11 protein-coding genes are annotated in these 14001 nt (G+C 62.3%); 8 read left to right on the top strand and 3 right to left on the bottom strand.

Annotated features, from left to right (window positions below; all coding sequences use genetic code 11):
- Positions 1-236 precede the first annotated feature (236 nt).
- The 6 genes from JQ609_RS12290 to JQ609_RS12265 all read left to right on the top strand — a co-directional run bounded on the left by JQ609_RS12290 (position 237) and on the right by JQ609_RS12265 (position 6453).
- Complete coding sequence (locus JQ609_RS12290) at positions 237-473, top strand: hypothetical protein (protein WP_212205172.1); 237 nt, start codon at positions 237-239, stop codon at positions 471-473.
- Positions 474-663: 190 nt separating this feature from the next.
- A complete protein-coding gene (hpnC, locus tag JQ609_RS12285; protein WP_212273614.1) occupies positions 664-1542 on the top strand; it encodes a squalene synthase HpnC in 879 nt (292 codons plus the stop codon).
- Positions 1539-2378 (top strand): presqualene diphosphate synthase HpnD, encoded by an 840-nt coding sequence (gene hpnD, locus JQ609_RS12280; protein ID WP_212273613.1) that lies wholly within the window; start codon positions 1539-1541, stop codon positions 2376-2378. The genes hpnC and hpnD overlap by 4 nt, the downstream gene beginning before the upstream one ends.
- Positions 2378-3625, top strand: coding sequence for a hydroxysqualene dehydroxylase HpnE (gene hpnE / locus JQ609_RS12275; RefSeq protein WP_212273612.1), 1248 nt, complete (start codon positions 2378-2380; stop codon positions 3623-3625). Before hpnD ends, hpnE begins: the two co-directional genes overlap by 1 nt.
- A 69-nt stretch (positions 3626-3694) precedes the next feature.
- Positions 3695-5692, top strand: a complete 1998-nt coding sequence (gene shc, locus JQ609_RS12270) for a squalene--hopene cyclase (protein WP_212273689.1) — start codon at positions 3695-3697, stop codon at positions 5690-5692.
- A gap of 26 nt (positions 5693-5718) precedes the next feature.
- Positions 5719-6453, top strand: a complete 735-nt coding sequence (locus JQ609_RS12265) for a phosphorylase (protein ID WP_312014675.1) — start codon at positions 5719-5721, stop codon at positions 6451-6453.
- A gap of 125 nt (positions 6454-6578) precedes the next feature.
- Here the strand turns inward: JQ609_RS12265 and hpnH are convergent, their stop codons facing one another.
- Both hpnH and ispH read right to left on the bottom strand, forming a co-directional pair.
- The gene (hpnH, locus tag JQ609_RS12260; RefSeq protein ID WP_212273611.1) at positions 6579-7739 is read right to left on the bottom strand and encodes an adenosyl-hopene transferase HpnH; all 1161 of its coding nucleotides are present in this window, start codon (positions 7737-7739) and stop codon (positions 6579-6581) included.
- 46 nt (positions 7740-7785) lie between these two features.
- The gene (gene ispH, locus JQ609_RS12255; RefSeq protein ID WP_212273610.1) at positions 7786-8712 is read right to left on the bottom strand and encodes a 4-hydroxy-3-methylbut-2-enyl diphosphate reductase; all 927 of its coding nucleotides are present in this window, start codon (positions 8710-8712) and stop codon (positions 7786-7788) included.
- A 445-nt stretch (positions 8713-9157) separates the two neighbouring features.
- Here ispH and JQ609_RS12250 point away from each other — a divergent pair, with 445 nt between their 5' ends.
- On the top strand, positions 9158-11746 hold the full coding sequence (locus JQ609_RS12250; RefSeq protein ID WP_212205201.1) for an MMPL family transporter: 2589 nt from the start codon (positions 9158-9160) through the stop codon (positions 11744-11746).
- On the opposite strand, the gene JQ609_RS12245 is transcribed toward JQ609_RS12250, so the two are convergent.
- On the bottom strand, positions 11714-12409 hold the full coding sequence (locus tag JQ609_RS12245; protein WP_212273609.1) for a DUF2147 domain-containing protein: 696 nt from the start codon (positions 12407-12409) through the stop codon (positions 11714-11716). The genes JQ609_RS12250 and JQ609_RS12245 overlap by 33 nt on opposite strands.
- Before the next feature lie 100 nt (positions 12410-12509).
- On the opposite strand from JQ609_RS12245, the gene hpnO reads away from it, so the two are divergent.
- Complete coding sequence (hpnO, locus tag JQ609_RS12240) at positions 12510-13901, top strand: aspartate aminotransferase family protein (RefSeq protein ID WP_212205211.1); 1392 nt, start codon at positions 12510-12512, stop codon at positions 13899-13901.
- The last annotated feature ends 100 nt before the right edge of the window (positions 13902-14001 follow it).

The raw sequence follows: 14001 nt of genomic DNA, 5'->3' as shown, positions 1-14001 counted from the left end.
TAGCTTCGCGAGGGCCTGTCCGCAACAGCCAATCAAGAAGAAAGTTATGCCGTGAATAAACGTGATATATCAACTGGTTAATCGATAGGCATCGCCGCCGCAAATTTGGCCGCATTTGCCAGCGCTTGTCGTCGGCTCATTGCTGCGCTACGCGGCGTCTTCAAACAAATCCGTCCCGGCGATGCCGAAACACGATTCGGGAACAGGATTTCTTGCTGCCGAAATGAAGGAATACGATGCGTAAACTTTTCCTGGCTCTCTCTTTATTGTCGATCGCGGTATCATCGGATGCCTTCGCCCAGCAACAGCGCAGTGGAACGCCGGAAGAGCAAAAGGCTTGCGCCCGTGACGTGCAGCGCTTTTGCCGCGCGGTGATCGATCAGGGCGATTTCACCATCCTGGCCTGCCTGCAGCAAAATCGTCCGAAGATCACGGCGGCCTGCGACCAGGTGCTGAAAAGCCACGGGCAATAACCCCCGTCCGGATCGGTTAACCGTCGTACAAGGCCCGTTTCCGGCGTATTTGCCGGGAGCGGCGGCATGGGCTTGATGCCCCAGACAGCATTGGTTTTGGCGGCGTATTCCCCTATATGGGGCTCGCGATCCGTCGCACGCGCCTGATATCGGCGTGTGCCGCCATTTGGACCAATGTAGCCAGCTTTTGATGACCAGCGCGAGCGAACTACGATCCGGAAAAACCCACCGTGACGAGAACTTTCCGGTCGCGTCGTGGATCATTCATCCGCGTCACCGGGCGCTGATTCTCAGCTTCTACAATTTCGTCAGGACGGCCGACGACATCGCCGATCACGCGACGCTGCCGCCAGACGAAAAGCTGAGGCTTCTCGACCTCCTTGAAGCGGAGTTGCTCGGCAAGGGCGACACCCAGAAGGAGGCGGTCAGCCTGCGCCATGCGCTCGCCGCGCGCGAGATGCCGCCGCGCCACGCGCTCGACGTGCTGATTGCGTTCCGGATGGACGTCACCAAGCTGCGTTACGAGAACTGGGACGACGTGATCCATTATTGCCGCTACTCGGCGATGCCGGTCGGACGCTTCATGCTCGACGTCCACGGCGAGAGCACCTCGACCTGGGCTGCCTCCGATGCGCTGTGCGCCGGACTGCAGATCAACAACCATCTGCAGGACTGCGCCAAGGATTTTCGCGACCTCAACCGCGTCTACCTGCCGCGCGACGCGCTCGCAGCCGCCGGTGCTACGGTCGAGATGCTGGGCGAGACGAAGTCGCCACCCGCTTTGCTGAAGTGCCTGCAGGCGCTGGCGGTGCGGACCGAGACCGTGCTCAACGAAAGCAAGTCGCTGGCGGCCGAAGTGAAGGATTTCCGCCTCGGCCTCGAGATCTCGGTCATCCAGGCCTTTGCCGACAAGATCGTAGGCCTGCTGAAGGTGCGCGATCCGCTCGCTGAGCGCGTGCATCTCAGTCCGCTCGAATTGCTGGCGCAAAGCCTCGGCGGTGTCGCCGGCGAGATCGCGCGCCGCGCGGTGGGCCGGCGGCCCGTGTCGAAACCGGCGGCCGGCGCATGACATCAGAGACGGCGGCGGCCAACGCGAATTACGGCACCACCGCGTCCGGCAGTTCGTTTTATGCCGCGATGCGCATTCTGCCGCGCGACCAGCGCGAAGCGATGTTCCTGATCTACAGTTTCTGCCGGCAGGTCGACGACATCGCCGATTCCCACGAACCGCGGAGCGAACGGCTCGCCGGCCTCCAGCAATGGCGTGATGACATCGACGCGCTCTATCGGGGCCGTCCGCCGGCACGTCTGCAGGGCTACGTCGCCCCGGTGCGGACCTTCGGTCTCAAGCGCGAGGATTTTCTGGCCGTCGTCGACGGCATGGAAATGGACGTGCCGCAGGACATCCGTGCGCCGGATTTCGCAACGCTCGACCTTTATTGCGACCGCGTCGCGAGCGCCGTCGGGCGTTTGTCGGTACGGGTGTTCGGCCTTCCGGAGAGTGACGGCGTCGAGCTCGCGCATCATCTTGGCCGCGCGCTGCAATTGACCAACATCCTGCGCGACATCGATGAAGACGCCACCCTCGGCCGTCTGTATCTGCCGCGCGAAGCCCTGCTGCATGCCGGGATCACAAGCAACGACCCGCAGAGGGTGATCGTCGAACGCGCATTGCCGAAAGTCTGCCAGCCGCTGGCGGAACGGGCCAAGGCGTATTTCGAGAAAGCCGACGAGATCATGAAGCGCAATTCGCGGCGCAAGGTGCGTGCGCCCCGGATCATGTCGAAATATTACCGCGCCATCCTCGAGCTGTTGCTGGAGCGGGGCTTTGCCGCGCCGCGCGCACCGGTCCGCGTCACCAAGCTCGCCAAGATCGGCATCCTTCTCCGTTACGCGATCATCTGATGCAAAAAACCGCTCACATCATCGGCGCCGGCATTTCCGGCCTCTCCGCCGCCGTCCGCCTGGCGAACGCCAATTACAGGGTGTGCGTCCACGAGGCCACGCAAACGACCGGCGGCCGTTGCCGTTCCTATTTCGACGCCGCCACCAACTTGATGATCGACAATGGCAATCACCTGCTGTTGTCGGGCAACAGCCATGCGCTGGCCTATGCGCGCTCGATCGGCACCGAGGCGGGACTGGTCGGACCGAAGCGCGCGCAGTTTCCTTTCTGCGACGTCTCGACCGGCCAGCGCTGGCAGCTCGATCTCGGTGATGGCCGGCTGCCGCTGTGGGTGTTCGACGAGGCGCGCCGGGTGCCCGACACGTCCTTGCGCGATTATCTCGCGCTGATGCCTCTGATCTGGGCAGGGGCGGACAAACTGGTCGGCAAGTCGATCCCCTGCGAGGGCACGCTGTACCAGCGGCTGGTGCAGCCATTGCTGTTGGCCGCGCTCAACGTCGATCCGCCGGAGGGTTCGGCGGGGCTCGCCGGCGCGATCGTCCGTGAAACGCTGCTCGCCGGCGGCCAGGCCTGCCGGCCGCTGATCGCCCGCGAGGGCTTAAGTTCGGTGCTGATCGAACCTGCGATCAAGCTGCTGCAGGACAAGGGCGCCAGCGTTCAGCTCGGGCATGAGCTGCGTGAATTCGCGATGAACGGCAGCCATGTCGGCGCACTGAAGTTCGGCGACGACGCGATTGCGCTGGCGCCTGACGATGTCGTGGTGCTCGCCGTTCCGCCGCGTCCCGCCGCGTCGTTGCTGCCGGGTCTCAAGACGCCGACGAAATTTCGCGCCATCGTCAATGCGCATTTCCGCTTCGATCCGCCAAGGGATGCGCCGCCGATCCTTGGCGTCGTCGGTGGATTGGTGGAATGGCTGTTTGCATTCCCGCAGCGCCTGTCGGTCACCATCAGCAATGGCGACCGTTTGGTCGATATGCCCCGTGAAGAACTCGCGCAGGCGATCTGGCGCGACGTCTGCAAGGCAGGTGGCGTGCAGGGCGAACTGCCCCCCTGGCAGATCGTGCGCGAACGCCGTGCTACATTCGAGGCGACGCCGGAGCAGAACGCGCTGCGGCCGGGCCCGGTCACCGCTTACAAAAACCTGTTTCTCGCCGGCGACTGGACTGATACGGGGTTGCCGGCAACCATCGAGGGATCGGTGCGGTCGGGTGACCGCGCGGCCGATCTGGTTCTGGCCAGAGCATGATGGCCTGACTGGATGAGCGCGTGACCGGATTTACGGTGCGCGATCGCGAACAGAGGGATGTCTGACGAAATGTCTTCCGTCGATCACAGCGTTGTTGCCGATCCCGTCGCGGCAGCCGACCCCATCGCGGCAGTCGATCCCGTCGCCCTGGAGAAATCGATCTCCTCGGCGACGCAGGCGCTGCTCGGCTATCGGCAATCCGACGGGCACTGGATATTCGAGCTGGAAGCCGACAGCACGATCCCGTCGGAATATGTGCTGCTGCGCCACTATCTCGCCGAGCCCGTCGATAGCGAACTCGAAGCCAAGATCGCCAACTATATCAGGCGCACGCAAGGCAATCATGGCGGCTGGCCGCTGGTGCAGGACGGTGCGTTCGACATGAGCGCCAGCGTGAAGTCCTACTTCGCGCTGAAGATGATCGGCGATTCCGTCGATGCGCCGCACATGGTGCGGGCGCGCGAGGCGATCCGTTCGCGCGGCGGGGCCGCCAAAGTCAACGTGTTCACTCGCTTCCTGCTGGCTTTCTACGGCGTGGTGACATGGCGCGCGGTACCGGTGCTGCCGATCGAGATCATGCTGCTGCCGATGTGGTCGCCGTTCCATATCAACAAGATCTCCTACTGGGCGCGCACCACGATCGTGCCGCTGATGGTGATGGCGGCGCTGAAGCCGCTGGCGAAGAATCCGAAAGGTGTCGGGATCGACGAATTGTTCCTGCAGGATCCGAAGTCGGTCGGCATGACGCCGAAGGCGCCGCATCAAAGCACGGGCTGGTTCCTGCTGTTTCGCAGCCTCGACGCCGTGCTGCGGGTCGTCGAACCGATGTTTCCGAAAAAGTTTCGTGCCCGCGCGATCGATGCGGCACTTGCCTTTATCGACGAGCGGTTGAACGGCGAAGACGGCATGGGCGCGATCTATCCGCCGATGGCCAACATCGTTATGATGTACGAGGCGCTCGGCAAGGGACCGGATTTTCCGCCGCGCGCGATCACCCGCAAAGGCATCGACAAGCTCCTGGTGATCGGCGAGCACGAGGCCTATTGCCAGCCGTGCGTGTCGCCGGTGTGGGACACGGCGCTCACCTGCCACGCACTGGCTGAGGCCGGCGGCGAAGAAACGCTCGCAAAAATGAAGCAGGGTCTCGACTGGCTGAAGCCGCTGCAGGTGCTCGACCTCAAGGGCGATTGGGCGGTGAAGGCGCCCGATGTGCGGCCGGGTGGCTGGGCGTTCCAGTACAACAATGCGCATTATCCCGATCTCGACGACACCGCTGTTGTCGTCATGGCCATGGACCGCACGCGTCGGCAGTCCGGAAGCAACGAGTATGATACCGCGATCGCGCGCGGCCGCGAGTGGATCGAGGGCATGCAGAGCCGCGATGGCGGCTGGGCTGCCTTCGACGTCAACAATCTCGAATATTATCTCAACAACATCCCGTTCTCCGACCACGGCGCGCTGCTCGATCCGCCGACCGAGGATGTCACCGCGCGCTGCGTCTCGATGCTGGCGCAACTCGGCGAAACCGCCGCAACCAGCAAGGCTGTTGCCGACGGCATCGACTATCTGCGCCGCACCCAACTTGCCGAAGGCTCATGGTACGGCCGCTGGGGGCTGAATTACATCTACGGCACCTGGTCGGTGCTCTGTGCGCTAAATGTCGCAGGTATCGACCATCAGGACCCAATGATTCGCAAGGCGGTCGATTGGCTGCTATCGATTCAGAATCAGGACGGCGGCTGGGGCGAAGATGCGGTCAGCTACCGGCTGGACTACAGGGGATTCGAGGCCGCACCATCGACCTCCTCGCAAACGGCATGGGCCTTGCTTGGATTGATGGCAGTGGGTGAAGTCGGGAACCCGGCAGTTGCGCGCGGTGTGGAGTACCTAAAAACCACACAGACCGAAAAAGGGCTGTGGGATGAGCCGCGCTACACGGCTACGGGGTTTCCGCGGGTGTTTTATTTGCGTTATCATGGCTACTCGAAGTTCTTTCCGCTCTGGGCGATGGCGCGGTATCGGAATTTGAGAAGCACCAACAGCAGGGTGGTAGGGGTCGGGATGTGACTTGGGGGGCGGGGGCCGCCGCGATCGTGGACAATTCGAGTGATCTCAATTCGGGTGATCTCAATCAAATTGATCCGCGGCCGGTTTTGATCGTTACAGGCTTGGTACAAGAGGCCCGCATTGCGGCCGGTCCAGGCATGATCGTGATCTGCAGCAGTAGCGATCCGCAGCAATTGCGCGCGCTGCTCGCAACACTGGATTCATCGACATTCAGGGGCGTCATCTCTTTCGGCGTCGCCGGCGGGCTCGATCCGTCGCTGAAGTCGGGCGATGTCGTGGTCGCGACCGAGGTTCTGGCCGGCGATACACGTTTTCTGGCCGGTCTGGCGCTCAACGAGGAAGTGATTGCCAGCGCCGCGCTGCGGCGGCGGCGCGTGATTCGCGGCGGTCTGGCCGGAGTGGAGCAGGTCATTGCGGCGACCGCCTGCAAGGCCGCGCTGCATTCGGAGACGGGGGCTGCGGCGGTCGACATGGAAAGCCATATCGCGGCGGCCTATGCGGCCAAGGCAGGCATTCCGTTCGCGGCACTGCGCGTCATCTCCGATCCTGCCAGCCGCGCGCTGCCGGCTTTGGCCAAGAGCGCGATCAAGCCGAATGGCGATATCGACCTGCGCAAGATACTGCGCGGCGTCGCGCGCAATCCGAGAACGCTGCGCGCGCTGGTGTCCACGGGCATCGATTTCAATCGTGCGCTGCGTTCGCTGCGCGGCTGCCGCGGCTTCATCTCCGGCGGCGAGGGGCTGGCCGCGGCCAACGCCTGACGACCGCTGAAATAGTCTGCTGCAACGAAAAATGCCGTCGCAACGCGACGGCATTTTGTTTTGTGCTCTTTTGATTCTCAGCACTCACGCAACGCGGACAAGCCGCGTTGCGCTCCCGGCAGGCTTCAAGCGGCCGTGGAGGCGTTCTGCTGCTGCTTGGCGGCGGCGGCAGCCGCCTCGTCCTTGCGGATCTCCGACAGCCGCTTCTGCACTTCCGATGAGAAGATGTACTGCGCCGGACGCTGTTTATCGAGGTTGATCTCTGGGGCCATCGGACCTGATGTCCGGACGCCGCGCAGCGCCACCCACATCGCCTTCAACGGATTGACCAGCGCGGCATTGGCGGCGGTCGGCTCATAGCCGCAATGCGCCATGCAGTCGGCGCACTTCTCGTACTTGCCGGTGCCGTAGGTCTCCCAGTCGGTGGTCTCCATCAATTCCTTGAAGGTCTTGGTGTAGCCCTCGCCGAGCAGGTAGCAGGGCTTCTGCCAGCCGAAAATGTTGCGCGCCGGCATGCCCCACGGCGTGCATTCGTAGCTCTGGTTGCCGGCCAGGAAGTCGAGGAACAGGCCGGAATGCATGAAGTTCCACTTCTTGCCCTTGCCGAGGGCAAAGACGTCGCGGAACAGCTTCTTGGTCTTGGTGCGGTTGAGGAAGTGCTCCTGGTCCGGCGCGCGCTCATAGGCGTAGCCCGGCGACATCGAGACACCGACACCGAGTTCGGTGGTGAAGTCGAGGAACTTGGCGATCTCTTCCGCCGCGTGCCCGTCGAAGATCGTGGCGTTGACGTTGACGGTGAAGCCGCGCGCCTTCGCAGCCTTGATCGCCGAAACCGCGCGGTCGAACACGCCCTTCTGCGACACGGCCTTGTCGTGGTGGTCCTTCAGGCCGTCCAGATGCACCGAGAAGAACAAATAGGGCGAGGGCTCGAACAGATCGAGCTTCTTTTCCAGCAGCAGCGCGTTGGTGCAGAGCGAGACGAACTTCTTGCGCGCCACGAGGCCGCGCACGATTTCGCCGATCTCCTTGTGGATCAGCGGTTCGCCGCCGGGGATCGCCACCATCGGTGCGCCGCATTCATCGGCCGCGTCCCAGCACTCCTGCGCCGACATGCGGCGATTGAGGATCGCATCGGGATAGTCGATCTTGCCGCAGCCGACGCAGGCGAGGTTGCAGCGGAACAACGGTTCGAGCATCAGCACCAGCGGATAGCGCTTCCGGCCAAGCAGCTTCTGCTTGATCAGATAGCCGCCGATACGCAACTCCTTGAAGAACGGTATTGCCATTACAGGATTTCTTTCTGGACCTTAGTCGTCATAACTCGTGAATGGATCAGCCCGCAGTCAGTTCGGCTGGAAGCCGGAACTCGATATTTTCTTCCCTCCCAGGAAGCACCGACACCGTGACGGGTCCGATACGCCTCAAAGCCTCGATCACGTCGTCGACCAAAACTTCGGGCGCCGAGGCGCCCGCCGTGATGCCGACGGCTTTCGCATCCTTCAGCCAATCAGGGTTCAACTCGCTGCCATCGGCAATGAGATAACTCGCGACCCCGACCTCGGTGCCGATTTCGCGAAGCCTGTTTGAGTTGGAACTATTGGCGGCCCCCACCACCAAAATGACGTCCACCAGCTTGCTCAGGTCCCTTACCGCAGATTGGCGGTTCTGTGTCGCATAGCAGATATCCTGTATGTCGGGGCCTTGAATATCTGTAAAACGGGCCTGGAGGGCCGCAATTATGTCTTTTGTGTCGTCAACGCTGAGGGTGGTCTGGGTAATATAGGCCACCGGGGTGTCGACCGGGAGCGTCAGGGAGGCCACGTCGTCGACGTTCTGGACCAAAAGGACCGTCCCGGGAACCTGACCCATGGTTCCCTCGACCTCGGGGTGGCCGGCATGGCCGATCAGAATCAGGGCCCGGCCCTTCGACATATACCGTTTGCCCTGATTGTGGACTTTGGTGACGAGGGGGCAGGTGGCATTGAGGACGGGCAGGCCGCGGGCCGCAGCCTCCTCCTCGACGCTGCGGGCCACGCCATGGGCGCTGAACACGGTAACCGCGAGCGGGGGAACTTCCGACAGGTCCTCGACGAAGATCGCGCCCTTGTTCTTCAGGCTTTCGACCACGTATTTGTTATGCACGATCTCGTGACGGACATAGACCGGCGGACCGTATTTCTGCAGCGCGCGCTCGACGATCTCGATGGCACGCACGACGCCCGCGCAAAATCCGCGGGGCTGCGCAAGATATACTTCCATGGGACGCTCATTACCCAAGTTGCACCAAATTCATTCAAACGACTTCGTCCAGCCAGTCCTGCCGGGCCCGGCCGAACAAACTGCAATAACCGCACCACCGTTCCGGGGGTAATCCAACCAAGCACATGGAAGCACAGGGCTTTGTGTCAAAAAATTAGCGTCTAGAAAAGCCGGAACGCAAAAGGCCGTGTTCGGCTTGGGGTCGACTGAAGTATCATAATACCTTAATTAAGTGCCATACCTCACCGTTTCGTCACTTTCTTGCCCGCACTGGGCGTCTATATGGGGTTTCTCAATGCCATTTCGGCCCGTTTTGCCTTCTCTGAGCGGGCCTCTCTGACAGTAACCACAACAATAGATCGCCCGATGTAGATCGCCCCCGGGAACTCCGCTAGACAGCGGACGTTTTCGGCAAGCTCCCTATTAAGACTTAGAAAGAAATGATGTGCTGACCAGCCTGGTTGTCTCAATTGTTAGAACGTGCACGCGGTTTGCCACCCTCATCGTCGTCGTCTCGCTGCTCCTCGCGATTGGCGCGGGCTTCTATGCGGCTCGCAACTTCTCCATCAACACCGACATCAACACGCTGATTTCGCCCGACCTGGACTGGCGCAAGCGCGACAACCAGTTTGAGAAGGCGTTCGATCGCGAAAAGCTGATTTTGGCCGTCGTCGAGGCCCCGACCCCCGAACTCACCAGTGCCGCCGCCAAGGCGCTGGCCGACAAGCTTGCGGGCGATGCCAAGAATTTCGAATCGGTTCAGCCGCTCGGTTCCGGCGAGTTCTTCGAGAAGAACGGGCTGTTGTTCCTGCCCGTGGAGGAGGTCGGCAAGGTCGCCGGCCAGCTCGAAGCCGCCGCCCCGCTTATCGAAATCATGGCCGGCGATCCGTCGATCCGCGGTTTGACCGGCGCGCTGGAAACCGGCCTTGCCGGCATCAAGCGCGGCCAGGTCAAGCTCGACAACACGGAACGGCCCTTCAACCTGATCTCGCAGACCGTCGAGAACATCCTGAGCAAGGGAACGGCGACGTTCTCGTGGCGTGAACTCGTCAGCGACAAGCCGCTCGGCGATTCCGACAAGCGCGCCTTCATCGAGTTCAAGCCGAAGCTCGATTACAACGCGCTCGAGCCCGGCAAGGACGCCACGGACGCGATCCGGCAGGCGGCCAAGGAGCTGAATTTCGCGGGCGAGTATGGCGCGCGCGTGCGCCTGACCGGACCGGTTCCGATCGCCAATGAGGAATACGCCACCGTCCAGGATGGCGCGATCGTCAACGGCATCGGCACCGTCGTGATCGTGCTCGTGATCCTCTGGATGGCGCTGCATTCAGGCAAGATCATCTTCGCCGTGTTCGTGAACCTGTTCGTCGGCCTTGCCATCACCACCGCGGTCGGCCTGATGATGGTGGGTTCGCTCAATCTGCTGTCGGTCGCGTTCGCGGTGCTGTTCGTCGGCCTCGGCGTGGATTTCGGCATCCAGTTCAGCGTCCGCTACCGTTCGGAGCGGTTCAAGAACGATGATCTGGTGCTCGCGCTGGAGAGCGCGGCCCGCCGCTCGGCCGTCCCGCTGTCGCTCGCGGCGATGGCGACCGCCGCCGGTTTCCTGTGCTTCCTGCCGACCGACTACAAGGGCATTTCCGAACTCGGCAAGATCGCCGGCGCCGGCATGCTGGTGGCGTTCCTCACCAGCATCACGACGTTGCCGGCGCTGCTGACGCTGCTCAATCCTCCCGGCGAAAGCGAGCCGGTCGGCTATGCCTTCCTGGCGCCGGTCGACGACTTTCTCGAGCGGCACCGCGTCGTCATCATCGTCGGCACGATTTTGGTCTCGCTGGCCGGTCTGCCGCTGCTCTATTTCATGAAGTTCGACTTCAACCCGATCAATCTGCGCAACTCGCAGGTGGAATCGATCGCGACCTTCCTCGACCTGCGCAAGGATCCGAACACCGGCGCCAACGCCATCAACGTGATGACGAATTCCGACGCCGACGCCAAGAAGATCGAGGCGAAGCTGGAGAAGGTACCGGAAGTGCTTCGCGTGATGTCGCTCGACAGTTTCGTGCCGGAGGATCAGCCGGCCAAACTGAAGCTGATCGCGCAGGCCGCCAAGGTGGTGGGCCCCGCGCTCAATCCGGATTCCGTCGATGCGGCGCCGACCGATGCCGAGAACGTCGAGGCGCTCAAGAGCTCGGTCGACAACCTGCGCAAGACCGCCGGCGACGGCAAAGGCCCGGGCGCGGTCGCGGCACGGCGGCTGGCCGATGCGCTGGCGAAGCTGGCCGAATCAACCCAAGCGGTCCGCGACAAGGCGCAGAGTGTTTTCGTCATCCCGCTCAAGATAACCTTCGACCAACTCAAGAACACGATGCAGGCCCAGCCGGTCACGTTGAAGACGTTGCCGCCCGAACTCGTGAGCAGCTGGAAGACCAAGGACGGCCTGATGCGCGTCGAGGCGCTGCCGAAGGGTGATCCGAACGACAATGAAGTCCTGCGCAAGTTTGCCGATGCGGTTCTCGCCGCCGAGCCGACTGCGATCGGCGGACCGGTCTCGATTCTCAAATCCGGCGATACCGTCGTCAAGGCATTCATCCACGCCGGCATCTGGGCGCTGATCGTGATCAGCGTGCTGCTCTGGCTGGCGCTGCGGCGGGTCACCGACGTGCTGCTGACGCTGGTGCCGCTGCTGGTGGCCGGCGCGGTGACGATGGAGATCTGCGTGCTGATCGGGCTGCCGCTCAACTTCGCCAACATCGTCGCGTGGCCGCTGATGCTCGGCATCGGCGTCGCCTTCAAGATCTATTACGTGACGGCATGGCGCTCGGGCAGAACCAACCTGCTGCAGACCAGCCTGACGCGCGCGATCTTCTTCAGCGCGCTGACGACCGCCACGGCTTTCGGAAGCCTGTGGCTATCCAGTCATCCCGGCACCGCCAGCATGGGTAAATTGCTGGCGCTGTCGCTCATCACCACGCTGGCGGCGGTGCTGCTGTTTCAGCCTGCGCTAATGGGCAAACCGCGCGATATCGGGGAGTAGGCAGATATCGCCGACGGTATCGGCGGCCGCCTGCTTCTGGCCGGCAACGGACTTTTGACCCGGCGCCGGGTTCACGGCACCGGTGGTCTTCGGCGCGGCGGTTGCCGCCGGCGAGCCGGGCGCGGGCGTCAGACCCGGCGCCGTCGCCGAGGCGCCAGCCTTCGGTGCGCCTGCCGGATTTTTCGGCGCGCCGCCTTTGGCCATGCTGTTGCTGGGGCTTGAGGGAATCGGCGGCCCGACGCGGGTCCAGGTCTCGCCGCCGCACAGGAAGCCGAGCACGCAGCCCTGAATCTCGAGCTGGTCGGTTCCAATCGGCTTGATGGTCGAGCTATAAGACTGTCCGTCCTTGGCGTTGTAGACTTGGCCTTCCCACGCATCGACGCCGGGTTTCTTCTTCATGTTGATCAGGATCGGCATGCCGAGTGTCGGTCGGCTTTGCTTTGAGGCATCCGGATTATTCGCATCGCGGCCACCCGGCGTCTTCTCCCAGGCGACGGCACCCCACATGTTGCCGTTACATTGTGCTACGCGAATGTTGGCGACGCCGTCGGCCACTTTCCAATCGCCTGTGGGGTCGGCGGCCAGTGCGGAAGCAACACCTGTGGCAAAAAAGAATCCGGAAAAAACTATTCTGCGCGCGACAGTTCTTGGGCAGTGCAACATGGTTCGAACCTATGCTTATGTAGATTGTCCGAGAGGGGTCAAAACGCCGCATTGGGCGTTTTCAGTTGACGAAATGGCCATCAACCGACGTATGTAGCGAATGCTAAGTTCAAATCTAGACGTTTCCGAGATGTTTGTGGAGCGCCAGGCGCAGCGCAGTTCCATGCATTCGCGCCATTTGAACGAGCAGCTCGTCCGCGTGCTCAAGACCATTGGCTATGATGTCGGCTTTCAGAAGGGTCAAGGTCAATACCTGTTCGATCGTGACGGGGCCCGCTATCTCGATCTACTGAGCGGATTTGGCGTTTTTGCGATTGGCCGCAACCATCCGGCGTTGCGCCATGCGCTGAAAAGCGTGCTCGACGCCGATTTTCCGAATCTGGTGCAGCTCGACGTCTCGACGCTGGCCGGGGTGCTGGCCGAACGTCTGTTCGAACATGTTCCATATCTGGACAAGGTGTTTTTCGCCAATTCCGGCGCCGAAACCGTCGAGGCGGCGATCAAATTCGCCCGTGGCGCCACCGGGCGGCCCGGCATTGTCTCCTGTTCCCATTCCTTTCACGGATTGTCCTACGGCGCCTTGTCGCTGATGGATGATTCGAACTTCCGCAGCGGCTTCGAACCGCTGTTGCCGGGATGCACCCAAGTTCCGTTCAACGATCTCGCCGCCCTCGAACAGGCGCTGTCGTCGCGTCAGGTCGCCGCCTTCATCGTCGAGCCGATTCAGGGCAAGGGTGTCAACCTGCCCACCGACGAGTTTCTTCCGGGCGCGCTTGCGCTGTGTCGCAAGTACGGCACGCTGTTCATTGCCGATGAAATCCAGACCGGGATCGGTCGCACAGGCAAGTTTTTGGCGGTCGAGCACTGGAACGTCGAACCCGACATGGTGCTGCTGGCAAAAGCGCTGTCCGGCGGTCATGTGCCGGTCGGCGCGCTGCTGACGCGCAAGAGCATCTTCGACAAGATCTTCAATCAAATGGACCGCGCGGTCGTGCACGGCTCGACCTTTGCAAAGAACGATCTGGCGATGGCGGCCGGTATCGCCACGCTCGAAGTGATGAAGGCGGAAAAGCTGGTCGAGCAGGCCGCCAAGCGCGGCGCCGAACTTCGGCTCGCGCTGACGCGCATGGTGCCCGGCTACGAATTGCTGAAGGAAGTGCGTGGCAAGGGACTCATGATCGGTATCGAGTTCGGTCCGCCGAAGTCGCTGCGGTTGAAAGCTTCCTGGAACGTGCTCGAGACCGCCAACAAGGGCCTGTTCTGCCAGCTCATTACGGTGCCGTTGTTCAAGGATCACAAGATCCTGACCCAGGTCTCCGGCCATGGCAGCCACACCATCAAGCTGCTGCCACCTCTTGTCATAACTGAAGAAGACTGCAGCTGGATCGAAAAGGCGTTCGACAACGTGATCGCCGCCAGCCACAAGGTGCCCGGCGCGATCTGGTCGCTCGGCAAGACTCTGGTCGACAACGCCGTGCGGAAGTCGGCGTAGCACCAACGCGCAACACACAATTGTCATCGAGCAAGCGGAAGATTGCTTCTCAATTCCGCGCGGCGCGCATGCGTTTATGCCGCAGTTTCGGCCGATCCGC

This window comes from Bradyrhizobium sp. AUGA SZCCT0169 (assembly GCF_018130085.1).
In the GTDB taxonomy this organism is placed as follows: Bacteria; Pseudomonadota; Alphaproteobacteria; order Rhizobiales; family Xanthobacteraceae; genus Bradyrhizobium.
The sequence above is the reverse complement of the archived record's forward strand: the minus strand, read 5'-3'. Positions and strand labels throughout refer to the sequence as shown.